16 protein-coding genes are annotated in these 16,793 nt (G+C 71.5%); 8 read left to right on the top strand and 8 right to left on the bottom strand.

What is annotated here, in order from left to right; all coding sequences use genetic code 11:
• The first annotated feature begins 111 nt into the window (after positions 1–111).
• Positions 112–1,230 carry a hypothetical protein gene (locus tag AB0H86_RS15795; RefSeq protein WP_362437584.1) on the top strand — a complete coding sequence of 373 codons (1,119 nt, stop codon included), beginning with the start codon at positions 112–114 and terminating at the stop codon, positions 1,228–1,230.
• 65 nt (positions 1,231–1,295) lie between these two features.
• Here AB0H86_RS15795 and msrA read toward each other — a convergent pair whose 3' ends face one another.
• Complete coding sequence (gene msrA / locus AB0H86_RS15790) at positions 1,296–1,808, bottom strand: peptide-methionine (S)-S-oxide reductase MsrA (protein WP_362437582.1); 513 nt, start codon at positions 1,806–1,808, stop codon at positions 1,296–1,298.
• Between the two features lie 239 nt (positions 1,809–2,047).
• Here msrA and AB0H86_RS15785 point away from each other — a divergent pair, with 239 nt between their 5' ends.
• On the top strand, positions 2,048–2,641 hold the full coding sequence (locus AB0H86_RS15785; RefSeq protein WP_362437580.1) for a DUF4291 domain-containing protein: 594 nt from the start codon (positions 2,048–2,050) through the stop codon (positions 2,639–2,641).
• A gap of 70 nt (positions 2,642–2,711) precedes the next feature.
• On the opposite strand, the gene AB0H86_RS15780 is transcribed toward AB0H86_RS15785, so the two are convergent.
• Complete coding sequence (locus AB0H86_RS15780; RefSeq protein WP_362438522.1) at positions 2,712–3,509, bottom strand: carbon-nitrogen family hydrolase; 798 nt, start codon at positions 3,507–3,509, stop codon at positions 2,712–2,714.
• A 331-nt stretch (positions 3,510–3,840) separates the two neighbouring features.
• Between AB0H86_RS15780 and AB0H86_RS15775 the strand changes: the two genes are divergently transcribed.
• Positions 3,841–4,956 carry an AI-2E family transporter gene (locus tag AB0H86_RS15775; protein ID WP_362437578.1) on the top strand — a complete coding sequence of 372 codons (1,116 nt, stop codon included), beginning with the start codon at positions 3,841–3,843 and terminating at the stop codon, positions 4,954–4,956.
• A gap of 146 nt (positions 4,957–5,102) precedes the next feature.
• Here the strand turns inward: AB0H86_RS15775 and AB0H86_RS15770 are convergent, their stop codons facing one another.
• The 3 genes from AB0H86_RS15770 to AB0H86_RS15760 form a co-directional block, all read right to left on the bottom strand.
• Positions 5,103–6,722 carry a phosphodiester glycosidase family protein gene (locus AB0H86_RS15770; protein ID WP_362437576.1) on the bottom strand — a complete coding sequence of 540 codons (1,620 nt, stop codon included), beginning with the start codon at positions 6,720–6,722 and terminating at the stop codon, positions 5,103–5,105.
• Positions 6,723–7,333: 611 nt separating this feature from the next.
• Positions 7,334–7,885 (bottom strand): DUF3455 domain-containing protein, encoded by a 552-nt coding sequence (locus tag AB0H86_RS15765; RefSeq protein WP_362437574.1) that lies wholly within the window; start codon positions 7,883–7,885, stop codon positions 7,334–7,336.
• A 467-nt stretch (positions 7,886–8,352) separates the two neighbouring features.
• Positions 8,353–8,817, bottom strand: a complete 465-nt coding sequence (locus tag AB0H86_RS15760; RefSeq protein WP_362438519.1) for a GNAT family N-acetyltransferase — start codon at positions 8,815–8,817, stop codon at positions 8,353–8,355.
• Between the two features lie 442 nt (positions 8,818–9,259).
• Here AB0H86_RS15760 and AB0H86_RS15755 point away from each other — a divergent pair, with 442 nt between their 5' ends.
• Positions 9,260–9,718 carry an SRPBCC family protein gene (locus tag AB0H86_RS15755; protein WP_362437572.1) on the top strand — a complete coding sequence of 153 codons (459 nt, stop codon included), beginning with the start codon at positions 9,260–9,262 and terminating at the stop codon, positions 9,716–9,718.
• A 96-nt stretch (positions 9,719–9,814) separates the two neighbouring features.
• Here the strand turns inward: AB0H86_RS15755 and AB0H86_RS15750 are convergent, their stop codons facing one another.
• A complete protein-coding gene (locus AB0H86_RS15750) occupies positions 9,815–10,207 on the bottom strand; it encodes a VOC family protein (RefSeq protein WP_362437570.1) in 393 nt (130 codons plus the stop codon).
• Positions 10,208–10,297: 90 nt separating this feature from the next.
• Between AB0H86_RS15750 and AB0H86_RS15745 the strand changes: the two genes are divergently transcribed.
• From AB0H86_RS15745 to AB0H86_RS15735, 3 genes are all read left to right on the top strand, one after another.
• Positions 10,298–11,362, top strand: coding sequence for an iron-siderophore ABC transporter substrate-binding protein (locus tag AB0H86_RS15745; protein WP_362437568.1), 1,065 nt, complete (start codon positions 10,298–10,300; stop codon positions 11,360–11,362).
• Positions 11,359–12,354, top strand: coding sequence for an iron ABC transporter permease (locus tag AB0H86_RS15740; protein WP_362437566.1), 996 nt, complete (start codon positions 11,359–11,361; stop codon positions 12,352–12,354). Before AB0H86_RS15745 ends, AB0H86_RS15740 begins: the two co-directional genes overlap by 4 nt.
• A 200-nt stretch (positions 12,355–12,554) precedes the next feature.
• Positions 12,555–13,538, top strand: coding sequence for an iron ABC transporter permease (locus AB0H86_RS15735; RefSeq protein WP_362438516.1), 984 nt, complete (start codon positions 12,555–12,557; stop codon positions 13,536–13,538).
• A gap of 41 nt (positions 13,539–13,579) precedes the next feature.
• On the opposite strand, the gene AB0H86_RS15730 is transcribed toward AB0H86_RS15735, so the two are convergent.
• A complete protein-coding gene (locus AB0H86_RS15730; protein ID WP_362437564.1) occupies positions 13,580–14,620 on the bottom strand; it encodes an NAD(P)-dependent alcohol dehydrogenase in 1,041 nt (346 codons plus the stop codon).
• Positions 14,621–14,789: 169 nt separating this feature from the next.
• Here AB0H86_RS15730 and AB0H86_RS15725 point away from each other — a divergent pair, with 169 nt between their 5' ends.
• Positions 14,790–15,722, top strand: coding sequence for a helix-turn-helix transcriptional regulator (locus AB0H86_RS15725; protein WP_362437562.1), 933 nt, complete (start codon positions 14,790–14,792; stop codon positions 15,720–15,722).
• 265 nt (positions 15,723–15,987) lie between these two features.
• Here AB0H86_RS15725 and AB0H86_RS15720 read toward each other — a convergent pair whose 3' ends face one another.
• Positions 15,988–16,758: an antibiotic biosynthesis monooxygenase gene (locus AB0H86_RS15720; RefSeq protein ID WP_362437560.1), complete on the bottom strand. Its 771-nt coding sequence runs from the start codon at positions 16,756–16,758 to the stop codon at positions 15,988–15,990.
• Positions 16,759–16,793 lie beyond the last annotated feature (35 nt).

Raw genomic sequence — 16,793 nt, 5'->3', positions numbered from 1 at the left:
CGGCGGGACGGGGAGACGGTGAGGCACGTCGCCGCGGTGGGCCGGCGGAGGTTATCCACAGACCGCCGACCGGGTTCGCCAATTGTCCGAGGTGTCTGGAACCCTTGGGACATGGAAATTCTCTGGGTCCTGATGGCGCTGGTCCTGTTCGGCTTCGTGCTGCTGCCCTTCCTGCGGCGCAGGCGCGGCATGATCGAGCAGGTCCACCCGGGCCACCCGGACGCCGCGGACCCCGCGAACTACGGATTCGCGCAGCAGGAGGAGCTCGACATCCGGATGCCCGGCCCCGACCAGGACCTGGTGGACGTCCTGGACGTGGTGCAGCGCAGCCAGGACCACCCTGCGGCCGCCCAGCTCCTGGCCGGCACCGAGACGGAGGGCGAGCTGCGCTGGCAGCGTGTGCAGGCCTTCGCCGGCGCCGCCTCCCTGGAGCTGCGGCAGCGGCCCGGCGGGGTCAGCGAAATTCCGGGTGGGCAGTGGCTGCGGATGTGGCGGACGCAGGCGCCCAAGGACCCGGGAGGCGCGGCGGTGCACGCGGAGTTCCTGGTCCAGCAGGCGTGGCGGACCTCGACACCCGGCACGGACGAGTTCCGGATCATCATGGAGGAGGCCAAGGCGGCCTGCGGCGACGCGGCACTGCTGGCCCCCGGCGACCCGATCCCGTACATCATCGAGCTCTCCGTGGCACGCGGACTGGCCTATTCCCAGGCGGAGTTCGAGCAGCTGTGGCTGAAGATCCTGGACCGCGCGCCGAACCACATGGGGGCGCATCTCGCCGCCCTCCACTACTGGTGCGAGAAGTGGCACGGCTCGCGCGAGCAGGCGTACGGCTTCGCCGAAGCGGCGGCCGCCCGTGCTCCCCGGGGCTCACTGCTGGCCGCCATGCCGCTCTTCGCGGTCTTCGAGCACCTTCCCGAGGTGAACCTGGTCAGCGGCTTCTACCAGAGCGAGGTCGTCACGAAGGCGGTCCACGGAGCGCTGCACGCCGTGCACTCCTCCCGCCCCGACGACCCGATGCTGGCGCACGTCCGCCACCTTCTGGTCTTCTTCCTGGTCCGTTCCGAGCGCTGGGCCGAGGCGATGAGTCAGCTCATACACATCGACGGCCACGTCGGCGCCCTCCCCTGGACCCTGTCCGCCGACCCGGCCGCGGAGTTCGCGGTCTACCGGGCCCTGGCGGTCGCGGGCTACGAGGCGAACGGCGGCAGCCCGGCGACCCTGCCGCACTGACGCCTCCCGGCTCACCTCGCCCGGGCCGGGTCGCCGCGGAACTGTTCCACGGCGACCTCGTCCCGTCAGCCCTCCGCGCGGGCGGGCAGCCGCCATCCCGGGCGCGGGAAGTGGCAGGTGTAGCCGCCCGGGTAACGCTGCAGGTAGTCCTGGTGCTCAGGCTCGGCCTCCCAGAAGGGGCCGACCGGCTCCACCTCGGTGACGACCTTGCCGGGCCACAGTCCGGAGGCGTCCACATCCGCGATCGTGTCCTCGGCGACGCGCTTCTGCTCGTCATCCACGTAGTAGATCGCCGAGCGATAGCTGAGGCCGATGTCGTTGCCCTGGCGGTTCTTGGTGCTCGGGTCGTGGATCTGGAAGAAGAACTCCAGGAGCGCGCGGAAGTCGGTCTTCGCGGGGTCGAAAAGGATCTCAATGGCCTCCGCGTGCGTGCCGTGGTTACGGTACGTCGCGTTCGGCACGTCACCCCCGGTGTATCCGACCCGGGTCGCCGTCACACCCGGGAGTCGGCGGACCAGCTCCTCCATCCCCCAGAAGCATCCGCCGGCCAGCACGGCCCTCTGCGTCTGCGCCGCCATCGCGACACCTCCAATATCTGTCAGCTCGATCACTCGGGCTACTCGGCTCGCACACCACCGGCATCCCCTACCCACTGTCCTCAACGCGCGAGAGTTCCAAGCGATTCCGTGCCCGTCCAACCCGCTGGGACGGGGGGGCAAGCTGGGCGACCGGTTCAAGAGGACCTGGGGGGCGTCTTGCCCGACGGGTATCTGAAAATCAGTGGCCGCCTGAACCGGCCGACTCCACGCTGTACGCCATGGAAGAACCGCAACTCATGATCCGTGCGGACCACTCGGAATCCACGATCACCGTCTACCAGGCGTACTCCCCGGAAATCGGCCTGCCCGCCGTCCGCGACGGCCGTTTCCCCGCCTCGTGGAAGCGCGACAGGATGACGTGGATCAAGCCGTCGTTCTTGTGGATGATGTACCGCTGCGGCTGGGCCGCCAAGGCAGGGCAGGAGACCGTCCTGGCTGTCGAGATCACCCGCGACGGCTTCGAGTGGGCGCTGCGCCACGCGTGCCTGTCGAGCTACGCCCGCGGGGTTCACGCCGACCGTGCCGCCTGGCAGCGTCAGTTGAAGCGTGCGCCCGCTCGCGTGCAGTGGGACCCGGAGCGGGACCTGCGCCTCCAGCCCCTGTCGTACCGGTCCCTGCAACTCGGCCTCTCCGGTGAGGCCGTACGGCGCTACGCGGACGAGTGGACGGTCGGCATCCGCGACGTGACCCCACTCGCCCACGAGATCCACACCCTCGTCAGCAGTGGGGACCTGGACTCGGCCGCCCGACTGCTGCCCAAGGAACGCCCCTACCTCGTGGGAGAGGAGCTTCTTGCCCACGTACGCGGATGACGGACCGCTCCAGCCGACAACGCAGTCGCATGTCTCCCCGTGGCGTGGCCGCCCCTGTCTGCCGCGGGATTCACCGCTGTCCGGGGGTCTCGATGGCGAGGACACGATCGCGCAGCACGGGAAGTTCGGCACGGATCCGGGCGACTTCGGCCATGTCGACATCCACCGTCACCGTCTCCTCCGCGGTGCGGGCCGCGCCCAGGACGGCTCCCCAGGGGTCGATCACCATGCTGTGTCCGGCCTGCCGCATGCCGCCATGGGCGCCTGCCGCGCAACAGGCCAGGAGGAAGACCTGTTCCTCCAGGGCCCTCGTGCGCGTAAGGAGCCTCCAGTGGCTGAGGCGGGCCGCGGGCCATGCGGCAGGCACCGCGATCAGCTCGGCGCCCGCGTCGAGCAGGCCCCGGAAGAGTTCGGGAAAGCGGAGGTCGTAGCAGATGGCGAGGCCGATCACACCGAAGTCGGTGGGCACGGTGACGATGTCGTCGCCGCCGCCCATCATGGTCGCCTCACCGGTGTCGAAGCCGTATCGATGGATCTTGCGATAGCTACCGTGCAACTCGCCCTCCCGGTCGAAAAGGAGAGCGGTGTTGTACAGCGTCCCGTCCCGGTCCCGCTCGACGATCGATCCGGCATGGAGCCACGCCCCGGCCTGACGAGCGGCGGCGGACATGACCTCGGCAGTGGGGCCGTCGACCCCTTCGGCATCGCGCCCCCAGCGGTCGTACGCCCAGGCGCCGGCCGTCCACAGCTCCGGCAGGACCACGAGATCGTCGCCCGCCCGGCCGCGGACCAGGGAAGCTGCCCTGTGACGGCGCTCGTCGGCGGACTCCGACGAGTCCACGGACAGCTGTATCAGCGAGGCACGCACAGCTGTCACCTCCGCGACCGTTGCCGCACGGTCCAGGGGAACCTGTTCCCTACGAGCGTAGGCAGCAACATGCGCATCTCGCGTCCCGTGGCATGACAGCTGTCCGGACGGCCTTCCGGACACGGCTGCGGCCCGCACGCTCCGCCGCGGCGCATGGCAGTCGAACATCAGTGGCCGCCTGAACCGGCCGGCCCGAGGGCCCGAAAGCCCGCGTCAGCAGTGGGGGGACCTGGAGTCCGCCGCCCGACTGCTGCCCCAGGAACAACCTTGTCCCGTTGGAGACGAGCTTCGCGTGGTGCCGGTGTGACTTGTGCACCCATAGGGTGCATCCGTGACTGCCACTTTGAGTTCCACCAGAGCCCGCGCCGCGCTCCGCACGTCGGCGCGTGTGTCCGCGGAGTCGCTGCTGATATTTCTGATGCTCGCGGTGACTCTGTGGATCCTGGGCCAGATGTGGTCGGTCGTCTGGCCGCTCGTGGTCGGGCTGCTTCTGACCACACTGACCTGGCCACCGACGCGTTTCCTGCGTCGTCGCGGGTGGAAACCCGCACTGGCCGCATCGGTGGTGACCGTGGTGTTCCTCCTGGTCGCCATCGGCGTCGTGGCACTGATCGCGGTACCAGTGGCATCCCAGTCCGGCCAGCTGACCGACGGCGTGGTCGAAGGCATCCAGAAGTTGCGCGAGTGGGCCGCCGGGCCGCCGTTGAACATCGGTGACGCTCAGATCAACAAGGCCTTCGACACCGCGGTCTCCCGCGCGCAGGACGGCATCGGCAGCATGGTCGGCGCTGTCGTCACGGGAGTGAGCACCGTGGTGAACGGCTTGGTCACTGCCGTCCTGGCCCTCTTCCTGATGTTCTTCTTCCTCAAGGACGGCCCGCGGTTCCTGCCGTGGCTCGCCCATCAGCTGCCCGGTCGGCTCGCCACCGACGTCCCGACCGTGGCCGCGCGTGGCTGGGACACCCTGGGAGCGTTCGTGCGTTCCCAGGCGGCTGTCGGCCTGCTCGACGCCGTCCTGATCGGCCTGGGCCTGTGGGTTCTGGGGGTACCGCTGGTGCTCCCGCTGGCTGTGCTGACCTTCGTCTCCGCGTTCGTGCCGATCATTGGTGCCCTGTTCGCCGGTCTCGTCGCGGTTCTTATCGCCCTGGTCTCCAACGGCCTGACGGACGCGCTGATCGTGCTGGCCATCATCGTCGTGGTGCAGCAGCTCGAGGGCAACGTGTTCCAGCCCATGATCCAGAGTCGTGGGCTCGGCCTCCATGCGGCAGTGGTCCTGCTGGCCGTGACGTTGGGCGGCAATCTGGCAGGCATCGTGGGCAGTCTGCTCGCGGTACCGCTCGCCGCGCTGATCGCGGTGGTCTGGAACTATCTGCGAGAGCAGCTCCGCGAACCGTCACAGGATCCGGGGACCGACGAGTCGGAAGCCGACGCCGCCGTCCCGTCCTAGGCGGGGGACGTAGGTGAACTCAAGGGAGGTGCGAGCTTCCGGTCCGATGCACAGCTGCTGAGTACCCCGTTCGAGACGAACGGGGGGCGTCCTGCCCGACCGGTGTCGTGCCCGCCCCGGACGTCTCGGACACGTAGCGGCCCCTGTCAGCCGGCGTCGGCCGGGAGCACCTGCACCGTGTCCCCGACCGCGCGCTCACCGGTCGCGTCCGAGGGGTTGTTGACCAGGGTGCCGCGGACGGCCATGGCGGTGGAGCCGCCGCCGTCGAGGTTCAGCGCCTGCACGGCGCCGAGCGAGCGCATGAACTCGGCTGCCTCGTAGAGGGTGAAGCCTTCGCTGCCACCGGTCTGCCGCCCGTCGACCGTGGCCAGGATCAGCCGGCCCATCCCGTCGACACCTGCCAGGGAGCGCGGCTGGCGGGCGTTGGCCCAGGCGTATCCGAAGGACAGGTCCTTCGGGTCGACCACGCCCTCGGCGGCCGCGTCGATGTCGATGTGGCCGTCCTTCACCAGGGTGGGGGCGGCGCTCACGACGGAATCGTCACCGTCGAGTTCGACGCGCCGGCCGCTGGTGTCGCGGACGACCTCGTCGACACGGATGCGGCTACCGGGCTCGGCGTTCGCGGTCAGCCACTCGGCAGCACCGCCGATGCCCTGCAGGATGCGCCCGCCCGTCGGTACCCGCCCGCCGCGCGCACCGACGGAGACCACCCGGCCGGACGCGTCCAGCACCGCCTGGACGCCGTGCCCGGTGGGCAGGTCGGCGCCGAACACGGGGGTGAACTGGACCAGGTCGTCGGTCAGTCGGCAGGTGACGTCCTGCCAGGGCAGGGCGCTGGGTGTGGCGCCCGGACGGCCACAGTCGCGCACCAGCCCCGGCACCCGGTTGATGCCCTGGATCCGGTACGAGGAGCTCCCCGCGCGGGCGGTGACGGTGGTGGTCAGGTCGGCCACACGGATGTGGCGCCCGCCGTCGCCGAGGATCAGCGCGGCCCGCGAGCCGACCGCCATCGACCCCAACTGACCGTCGTAGACGCCCAGGCCGGACATGGTGCCCTGGACGCCGTCGGCGTCCGAGGTGACGAAGAAGCCACCGTTGACGGCGACCAGCGAGTGCAGCCGGGCGGCGATCGACGAGGTGGTCTCCCGCCGCGCGACATTGCTGTCGTGGGTGCCCTCGACGGTGCCGTTGAAGACGCGTGGGTCGATCACCGCGACATGCACGTTCTCCCGGTCGGCCGGCTGCTGGATGTCGTAGCCGGTCCAGGCGGTCGAGGTGTGGAACCCGGCCGAGGTGATCGCCGCCGCGGCGGACTGGGCGGCGGCCTGGGTGGAGAAGGAGCCGACCCGCACCCGAAGCCCCATCGCCCCTTGCGGGCTGTCGGCGTAGTCGGGCCACCGGACGCTCTCGACGCGCGGCCGGAAATCCGCGTCGCGCAGCTGCTGTGCCGTGATTTCGGCCCAGCCGCGGGTGCCGACCTCGGCCCAGGTCGCGGCGCCGGTCAACCGGCTGACGCCCGGGGACTGAACGGCGACCGTCCAGCTGTGCGTGACGTCGGCGTGCCGGATGGTTCCGGTACGTACCTCCAGGCCGGGTGCGAGGGTCTCGGTCGACCACTGCGTGGTCGCCGCACGGCTCGCGGGGTCGGCCTCCGCCGCGGTCGGCGTCAGGTAGGCAGCGGCGACGGCGAGTACGGCGGCGAAGCCGAGGCCCGCGCGGACGTGCGCGATGTCTCGGGCGGATCTGCCGAGGGCATTGTGGTCCATGGCTTCCTCACGGCTGGAGCGCGATGGCGGCCGGTGGGGGCGATGTGTCGCGGCCGGGTGCGCCACCCATTCCAGACAAGCGCCACGACTCGCGCGGCTCCGGCACGTGAAGTCCAGGAAAGAGGGCGGGGAACATCGGGCTGCGGCTGGATCAGCGCGGGTTCGGTCCGTCGTCGCGGGTACGGCGGAGCGTGAAGGTGTCGACCGGCTCGGTCTGGCCGTACGAGCCGGAGACGGCGTAGTAGGCCACCGCCGTCGATTCGTCGTGGGTCCGCCGGCTCGGGTGCCCGGGTCGAGGGAGAAGGCGACGAAGCCATAGGGGTTGACGCGGTCGCGGACCGCCGACCGCCGACCGCCGACCGCCGACCGCCGACCAGGGTGCCGCTTCGGAGACATGGACGGGGTCTCACGGCCTACGTCGACCGGCTCAACGACACCGTGGTGCGGCGCTTGCTCTGATCCGAGCACCACATGCGCTGACCCGGCCTCAAGTCAGGTCGTACTGGCGGCACTTCGCGTGGGACCGTGCCGACGCCGCGAGTTGCGCGCCGGCAGGGCAGGGCCCCCTTGAGATTCTCCGGTGGGCCCTGCCGCCGTTGTTCGCTACCGCGTCACTTGGTGGGCTTGTAGAAGGTGTACGTGGCGGAGTACGGGACGCTGATCTGGTCGGTGCCGGTGCAGGCCGTGGTGGGGGCGACGCCGCCGTGGGTGTTGAGGCGCTGGATGTAGGAGACGTCGGCGAAGACCCCGGTGCCACGCGTGGTGGTGGACTGCAGGAGGAGCTCGGGGATGGTGCCGGTCTTGGGGGAGTTGGCGATGGCGGTGGCGTTGACCGCGCTGCCGTCCACCGTGGACACCCAGACGGGGCCGCGGGAGTGGAGGGCGACGGGGCGGTGGGAGCGGTCGTTTCTGGCCCAGAGGGTGGCGGCGGGTTCCAGCAGCTTCCACGTGCCGTCGGTGCAGGTGTAGGTCTGGACGCCTTCGGCGGAGAAGACGCCGGTGAGCCGGTTGCCGTCGGGGACCTTGAGCGCGGCGGGAGCCTTGACGTCGGCGTGGGCGGGCTGCGAGGTCGCGGCCTGGCCCGTCGTCGCGCTCAAGAGCGTGCCGGCGGTCACGGCGGCGAGAGCCGTGGTGGTGAGGATGAGACGCTTGGCGAGCTTCATCGGGTTTGTCTCCAGAACGTTTTCTGAATGGGATCGCGGGTGCGATCGCGGACGCCGCGCTTGTCCCGGTGCCGGAAGGGCATGGTCCGCCGAGTTCGCGGGGCGCACTGAATCATCGTGGAATCGCTGACGTGATGACAGCTCCGGCCGTCGAATAGAGCGTGCGACGCGATGACGCCGGGGCCCTGGGCCCGTTGAGATTTCCCGGTGGGGAACATCACGTTTGATGCATAGGGAGTATCACCGTACGGGTTCCGGCTCGACGAGGGACTACGGGGCATGCGGACGGGCACGCCGCCGCGCCCTCGGGGCGTTTGACGGGCCGTCAAGGCAGCTGCGCTCGGTGGACCTCGGCGGACCGCAGCAGCCGGGAAGGGCTGTGGTCGAGGCGTGACGTGGACCGTGCGAAGGATCGGCCCCTTGCCGCGGTCGGGCGACCCCGTGAACGCCCGTTTCCCCCTTGACGTTCACTTTTCTCCCGCCTCCGCGCCCGCACCCGGCACTCGCACCATGTAGATGTCGATCGGGTCCTGAGCCTCCACGGTGAACCCGTGGCGCTCGTACAGCCGCCGGGCGGCGCTGCCCCGCAGGACGTTCAGGCGGACGGACCGACCGTCGGCGTCGGTCCGGTCCAGCAGGGTGCGCAGGACGGCCGAACCGAGCCCCCGGCCCTGGACCTCCGGGGCGAGATAGAAGTGCTCCAGCCAGAGCCCGTCCTCGGCCGGCCGCAACGCGACGCAGCCCACCAGGGCTCCGCCCGCCAGGGCGCCACCCGCCAAGACGACGGAGGTGTGCCGCGGGGAGAAGGCATCCCGCAGCCGCTGCCGGACCCGATGCTCGTCGAAGCGGCCCAACCGCTCCAGGTCCGGGCGCATCACGACGGCCCGAATCTCCACGATCGGCTCGACGTCCGCCGGCTCCGCGGGGCGCATGGCCCACTCCATGGGCTGGTCCGACGTGGAGCGGAGCGCCAGTCGGCCCGCCGGTATTCCGTCCGCCCGCGCACTCGCGTTCACGGCTGGATTATGGCAGCGGGCCGCCGCACCGACGTGCGCGGCACCATGCCCGCCCGCCCAGCGGGAGCCACCGCGGGAGTCGCGGGACTTGTGCCCGCTGTTCCGCGGAACCGGGGACGCGACCCGGCGCCGCCATGGGGCCGAGCCCGCCCCTCGTGGTCGTCCCGTTCGCCGCGCGCGAAGCCCGGAGGTCCCGTAGGGTCGCGGTGCCGCTACGACAGGACGTGCGGTGCGGCACCGCGACCCCGGCGTTCCTTCGCTCGGGCGCGAGGCAGCTCCCCCTCGGCCTCGCGATCCGGCGGACGTCTGCCGAAGGCGGCGCGCGGGCGCATGGTGGCTCGACCCATCAGGAGGGCCCATGTCAGGACAGTTCGAAGTGACGGTCGAGGTCGACCGGCCCGTCGAGGAGGTGTTCGCCTACCTCGCCGACGGACGCAACGATCCGCAGTTCAGCCCCCGGGTGCTCAGGATCGAGCGGGTCCCCGACACCCCGACCACCGTGGGCACGGTCTTCCGGAGCACTGTCAAGGACGCCGGGATGAAGAGCGCCAGGGAGTTCCGCATCACCACCCTCGAAGCCCCGGCGAAGATCCGCTGGGCCGAGGTGTCGAAGAACAGCGTGATGGCACGCGAAGGCGGCTACGACGTGGAGCCGCTGGCCGACGGCCGGACCCGGGTCCGTATCTTCAACGTGCTGGAAGGCCACGGGCTGGGCAAGCTCCTCGTCGGCCTGGCGCTCGCCGCCGCCCGCAAGGACGCCCCTGCCTTCGGCTCCCGGATCAAGGCGGCGGCGGAGGCGGCGATCGCCCCGCGCTGACGGCACGCAGGCAGGCGAGCGAGCTGGCGGGCCAGCGGGCGGGGCCGGCAGGCGGACAAGCAGGCAGGCGGGCCGGCGGTCAGGCGGGCGGATGAGTCACGCGCTCCTCGTCCCGCTCCCATAAGGCCGCGTAAGTATCTCCAGGTTGTGGCCGTTCGGGTCGTCGAAGTACGTGCCTCGGCCGCCGTCGTTGTGGTTGATCTCGTCGACCCGGTGGTGGAACGGGTCCGCCCAGTGCGTCAGGCCGGCCTGCCGGACGCGGTTCAGGATGGTGTCGAAGTCGGGTTCGGAGACGAGGAACGCGTAGTGCTGCGGCGTGATCGGGCCGCTGGTGTCCATGTAGTCGAGGGTCACGCCGTTGGGGATCTCGACCGGGATGAAGGGGCCGTACTGGGGGCTCACGTCCAGGCCCAGGATGTCGGCGAGGAACCGGGCCGAGGCGTGCTTGTCGTGCGCGGCGACGATGGTGTGGTTCAGCTGAACGGTCATCGTGCGGACCTCCTCCATGTCCGACGATACTCCCGGACCGGCTAAGGTAAGGCTTGCCTTGCCTTAGCACATCGGAGTAGCGGAGTAGCCGTGCGCGCAATAGCTGTGAAGGCCGTCCTGGCCACGTCCGTCGTCGGAGGGCTGCTGGTCGGCTGCTCGTCCTCGGGCGGTGGTGACGCGGGCGCCAAGAAGGCGGCCGGCGGGCGCAACCCGGTGATGGGTGCCTCGGCAGGGGCCACGGAGGGCCCGTCCGCCGCGCCGAGCGCTCTCGCCGACGGCATGGGCTCGGACAAGGACACGGACGGGGCGTTCCCCCGAACCGTCACCCACTTCGCGGGCAGGACGACTCTCAAGGCGGAGCCGAAGAAGATCGCCGTTCTCAGCACCGGGCAGCTCGACGACCTGCTGTCCCTGGGCATCGTGCCGACGGCCACCACCCGCGCCGACAACGCCGGGCTCGTCCCCGACTACCTCGCGGACGCCTTCCCCAAGGACAAGGCGCGGCTCGCCGGTATGGCCGACGCCGGCACCCGGCAGGCACCCAACCTGGAGTCGCTCGCCGCCGCCGAGCCCGACCTGATTCTGGCCAACGACTCGCTCGGCGAGCTCTACCCCAAGCTCTCGAAGATCGCGCCGACCGTGATCACCGCGGGCAACGGCATCAACTGGAAGCGCGATCTGCTGCTGGTCGGCGACGCCGTCGGCAGGGGTGAGGCCGCGCACGACATGCTCGACGAGATCGTGGGGGACGCGGAGGAGAAGGGTAAGGCCGTCGAAGGAGACCCCAGCGTCTCCATGGTGCGGTTCACGCCCGACCGCACCCGCATGTTCGGCGTCTCCTCCTTCACCGGGTCCATCGCCGTCGACATGGGGCTCCAGCGGCCCGCGTCGCAGCGGTTCCACGCCATTTCGGAGGACATCGGCGCGGAGAGCATCGACACCGCCGACGGGGACTGGATCTTCTACTCCGGCCAGGGCGATTCGGGCAGCACCGACGCCTCTGTGGCAGTCGTGGCCGGGCCGCTGTGGAAGTCGATGAAGGCCGTGCGGGCCGGGCACGCGGTGAAGGTCGACGACGATCCCTGGTACCTCAACGCCGGGCCGACCGCGGCGCGCCTGGTGATCCGGCAGCTCGCCGAGCACCTCGGCACGTGAGCCCGAAACACCTCGCCTGGCCGGCGGCCGTCCTCGCGGTGGCCGCCGTCGGTCTGCTCAGCCTCGCGGTCGGCACCCGTGCGGTGCCGCTGTCCGCCGCCCTCGACGCCCTGCTGCACGGCGGGAGTTCCCCGGACGCTCTCGTCGTACGGTCGCTGCGGGTGCCGCGCACCGAGATCGGGCTGGCCGCAGGGGCCGCGCTCGGGCTCGCGGGGGCGGCGTTGCAGGCCGTCACCCGCAATCCGCTCGCCGACCCCGGCATCCTGGGGCTGAGCCAGGGGGCCGCGGCCGGGGTCGTCCTCGCCATCGGCCTCGGGGCGGCGAACGGCTTCGGGGGGTACGTCTGGTACGCCTTCGCCGGGGCCGTGGTCGCCGCGTGTCTGGTGTACGGGATCGCGGCGCGCGGGCGGGGCGGGGCGTCGCCGGTGAAGCTGGCGCTGGCGGGGACGGCGTTGTCCGCGATGACCGCGGGCGCCACGACCGTCGTCCTGACCTCCAGCTCGGCCACGCTGGACCAGTTCCGGTTCTGGCAGGTGGGGGCGCTCAGCGGGCGCGACGCGGACACGGTCGTAAGGATGCTGCCGTTTCTGGCGGCCGGGGTGCTGCTGGTCCTGGCGTGCGCGCGGGGGCTGGACGCGTTGGCGCTGGGGGACGACACCGCGCGGGCGCTGGGGCACCGGGTGCGGTGGGTGCGGGGCGCGGCGGCCCTCGGCGCGACCCTGCTGACGGCCGCCGCGGTCGCCGCGGCCGGGCCGATCGCCTTCGTGGGCCTCGCGGTCCCGCATCTGGCCCGGCGGCTGGTCTCCGGCTCCGGCGGGCATCGCGCGGTGCTGCCGCTGTCCGCGCTGCTCGGTGCGGCGCTGCTGGTGGGGGCGGACGTCGCGGGACGGGTCGTACGGGCCCCCGCGGAGGTGCCGGCCGGCGTGATGACGGCACTGGTGGGGGTGCCGGTGCTGGTCGTGCTGGTACGGCGACGGGGGGTCCCGGCGTGACCGGCACGAGCACCGGGGACGGAGGCGCCGGCCTGACCGACACGCGGACGACCGGTACGCGTACGACCGGTACGGCTGCGGCGGAAGGGGATCACCCCGTCACCGACACGCGTACGGCCGAACGGAGTCTCGGCACCGCCGGCACGAGTACGCCGGCCGGCCTCACCGTCCTCCGTCCCGGCCCGGCCGTCTCCCTCCTCCTGCACAGGCGTTCCGCCGCCGTCGCCGTCGTCGTCCTCGTGCTGCTCGCGGCCGTCATGCTCGCCTCGGCCTGTCTGGGACAGACGTACGTCTCCCCGGCCGGGGTCTGGCGCACGATGCGGACCGGGTCGGGGCCGTACGAGCTGGTCGTCGGGGAGCTGCGGGTGCCGCGGATCGTGCTGGGCGCGCTGGTGGGAGCGGCGCTGGGACTGGCCGGGTCGCTCGTGCAGACCGTCACCCGTAACCCTCTGGCCAGTCCGGACGTGATCGGTGTCGGGCACGGGGCGGCGGCCGCGACCGTGCTGGCGCTGGCCACCGGGGCGGTCAGCTCGCCGGGTGCGGCGCCGGCCGTGTCCGTCGCGGGCGGACTCGCGGCGGCGGCGCTGGTGTATGTGCTGGCCTGGCGGCGCGGTATGCAGCCGACCCGGTTCGTGCTCACCGGGGTCGGTGTCGGTGTCGCGCTGTCGGCCGTCGTCCAGCTGTATCTCACCGACAGCGAGCTGGAGGCCGCCGAGCAGGTCAAGCTGTGGCTGACCGGGAGTCTCAACGGGCGCGGCTGGGAGCAGGCGGGGCCACTCGCCGTCGTCCTGCTGCTGTGTCTGCCCGCGCTGGTGTGGGCGAGCCGGGCGGTGCGGCCGCTCGGTCTTGACCCGGACACCGCGGCGGCGCTCGGCGTACGGGTGGACCGGGCCCGGCTCGGCCTCACCGTCCTCGGGGTCGTTCTGGCGGCGACGGCGACGGGCGCGGCCGGGCCCATCGGGTTCGTCGCGCTGACCGCGCCCCAGCTGGCCCGGCGCCTCACCCGCACGCCCCAACTGCCGTTGCTCTGCTCGGCGTTGACCGGCGCGTCGATCCTGGTCGGCGCCGACCTCGCCGCCCGCACGCTGCTGCCCCCGCTGGAGATCCCGGTCGGGGCACTCACGTCCCTGGTCGGGGGGCCGTATCTGCTGTGGCTGCTGGGGCGGCGTACGGCGACACGCTGAAGGGCCCCGGCACACGCCGGGGCCCTTGCGTCGGGTACGGCTCAGATGGTCGCGGTGTCGATCACGAACCGGTACCGCACATCACTCGCCAGCACCCGCTCGTACGCCTCGTTGATCTCGGACGCGCCGATCAGCTCGATCTCCGCGCCGATCCCGTGCGCCGCGCAGAAGTCCAGCATCTCCTGGGTCTCGGCGATGCCGCCGATCATCGAACCGGCGAGGGTCTTGTTGCCGCCGATGAGGGAGAACAGGTTGAGGGCGATGGGCTCCTCCGGGGCGCCCACGTTGACCAGGGCGCCGCCCGTCTTGAGCAGGCTCAGGTAGGCGCCGAAGTCCAGCGGCGCCGAGACCGTGGAGACGATGAGGTCGAAGGTGCCGGCGAGCTCCTCGAACGTCTTCGGGTCGCTGGTGGCGTAGTAGTGGTCGGCGCCCAGCTTCAGGCCGTCGTCCTTCTTGCGCAGGGACTGGGAGAGGACGGTGACCTCGGCGCCCAGCGCGTGCGCGATCTTGACGCCCATGTGGCCGAGGCCGCCCAGGCCGATCACGGCCACCTTCTTGCCGGGACCCGCACCCCACTGCTTGAGCGGGGAGTACGTGGTGATGCCGGCGCAGAGGAGCGGGGCGGCCTCGTCGAGGGCCAGGCCCTCGGGGACGCGGACGACGAAGTTCTCGTCGACGACGACCTTCTCGGCGTAGCCGCCGTAGGTGGGCTCGCCGTCCGTGCCGGTGCCGTTGTACGTCGGGACGTTGCCCTTGACGCAGTGCTGCTCCAGGCCGGCCTTGCAGTTGTCGCACTCACGGCAGGAGTCGACCATGCAGCCGACGCCCACGCGGTCGCCGACCTTGAACTTGGTCACACCGGGGCCGACCTCGGAGACGATGCCCGCGATCTCGTGGCCCGGGACCATCGGGAAGATCGCCTCGCCCCAGCCCTCCTGGGCCTGGTGGATGTCGGAGTGGCAGATGCCGGCGAACTTGATGTCGATCAGCACATCGAACTCGCGGACCGCGCGGCGCTCGATGGTGGTGCGCTCCAGCGGAGCCTTGGCGGCGGGGGCGGCGTATGCAGCAACAGTGGTCATGCCGGGGTTCTCCTAGCGAAGGTCCGTGCCCGACTGCCTTCCGGCCGGGCACGGTCTCCAGCGTGCAGGACAGCGCGGACGTCACCCAGACCACGGCTTTGCGTACGTCCAGCGGTCCTACTACCAAGGGGGTCAGGCTGGTGTGCGTACGACCGGGAATACTTGAGGCATGGACAAACACCCCGAACCTGTTCCGGAGCACGTCGGCGGGTCGCCCGGCGGGGCGCTGGACCAGCGTGCCGAGCTCAGCGAGTTCCTGCGTACCCGGCGGGCCCGGCTGAAGCCGACGGACGTCGGGCTGCCGGACTTCGGGCGCCGCCGCCGGGTGCCGGGGCTGCGCCGGGAGGAGCTGGCGCAGCTGGCCGGGGTGTCCGTGGCGTATTACACACGCCTGGAGCAGGGCAACGGACGGAACGTTTCGGCGGAGGTCCTCGACGCCATCGCCCGGGCGCTGCGGCTGACCGACGCCGAGCACGCGCACCTCACCCACCTGGCGAAGCCGAAGCAGCACAAGAAGAAGCCGCCCGCCCGTGCCCAGCAGGTCCGGGGCACGCTGCGGACGCTGCTGGACTCGATGGACGGCGTCCCGGCGTACATCGCGGGGCGGCGCTCGGACATCCTGGCCTGGAACCGGATGGCCGCGGCGGTCTTCGGCGACTGGGCGGAGCTGCCTGCGGCGGAGCGGAACTGGGCTCGGCTGGTGTTCCTGCGCCCCGAGTACCGCGATCTGTTCGTGGACTGGGAGCAGAAGGCGATCGACATCGTCTGCGTGCTGCGGATGGACGCCGGCTGCCATCCCGACGACCCGCGGCTGTCCGCGCTGGTGGGCGAACTGTCCGTGAAGAGCGAGGAGTTCAGGCGGTTGTGGGCCACGCATGACGTCAAGGAGAAGAGTCACGGGCTGAAGCGGCTGCGGCATCCGCTGGTCGGCCACCTCGACCTTTCGTTCGAGGGGTTCCACCTGGTCGACGACCAGGAGCAGTCGCTGGTGACGTACCACGCGGAGCCGGGATCGCCCTCGGCGGAGGCACTGCGCCTGCTGGCCAGCTGGGGCACGGACGCGACCCGCGCGGGTACGGGGACGTCGGCGCCGTCCGCCTGAGGTCGCGGCGTCCGGGTCACCGTGCGCCACGGCCCGCCCGCCCCCTGCCGCGCCCGGGTCCGCTGCGCTGATGGATGCGACGGGATCAGCACCAGGTGGCGAGGCCGCCGGTGTCGAGGCAGCTCCCGTGCGGTGTCAGGGTCCCGCAGACACAGGCGCGAACCGCCAGCCCCGGTCCCGCAGACACAGGCGCGAACCGCCAGCCCCGGTCCCGCAGACACAGGCGCGAGCCGCCAGCCCCGGTCCCGCGGACACAGGCGGCCCGTCAGCCCCGGTACGGCGGTGCCGCCCCCCACGTCCACTTCGGGACCGGCTGTTCCGCCGGCGGCTTGGCGTCCGGGCCGGAGAAGTACACCGCGAGGCGGGTGCCCCACTCCACGTAGGCGAGGAAGGCCGAGCGGAACTCGGCGTCCGTCGGCAGGTCCGCCTCGTCCGCCGCGTCCTGGATCAGGTTCACCCAGCGGCGGCGCTGGGCCTCGGTGATGCCCCGGCCCATGTGTTTGGCGACCATGTGGCCGTGGCCGCCCTGGGTCTCGGAGTAGCCGGGCGGGCCGCCGAAGACCTCGGCGAGCCACAGGGCGACGTGCTGGGCGTGCTCGGGGGCGAGGCCCTCGAACACCGGCGCGAGGAGCTCGTCGCGCAGGACCTTGTCGTAGAAGACCGTCGTCAGACGGGCGAAGGCGTCCGGGCCGCCCGCCCACGCGTAGAGGGTGGGGACCGCGGAGCCGGTGCCGCGGACCGTGGTCGGGGTGTAGTGGCGCATCTCCTGGATGCTCGGGATGTACGGGCGGATCTCGGCGAGGAAGTCCGGGAACAGCTCGGACTTGCGGAAGCCTTCGACATGGTCCTCGGTGGAGGTCCAGGTGATGCGCAGGACGTAGTGCTCGAAGTCCTCCTCGCAGCGCGCCAGTTCGTAGTCGACGCATTCGGGCGCCGCCGCCAGCAGGGCCGCGGCGCGGGTGTAGGCGGACATGAACTCCGCCGACTGCTCTTCGGGGATGCGGTACCGGATGTACTCGACCGTCTGAGTCGTCATGCGCTTACAGAAACACGAGAGGCCCGCCGGAGGCT

Origin of the sequence: Streptomyces sp. NPDC050997, from assembly GCF_040660135.1 — a bacterium.
GTDB lineage: Bacteria > Actinomycetota > Actinomycetes > Streptomycetales > Streptomycetaceae > Streptomyces.
The sequence above is the reverse complement of the archived record's forward strand: the minus strand, read 5'-3'. Positions and strand labels throughout refer to the sequence as shown.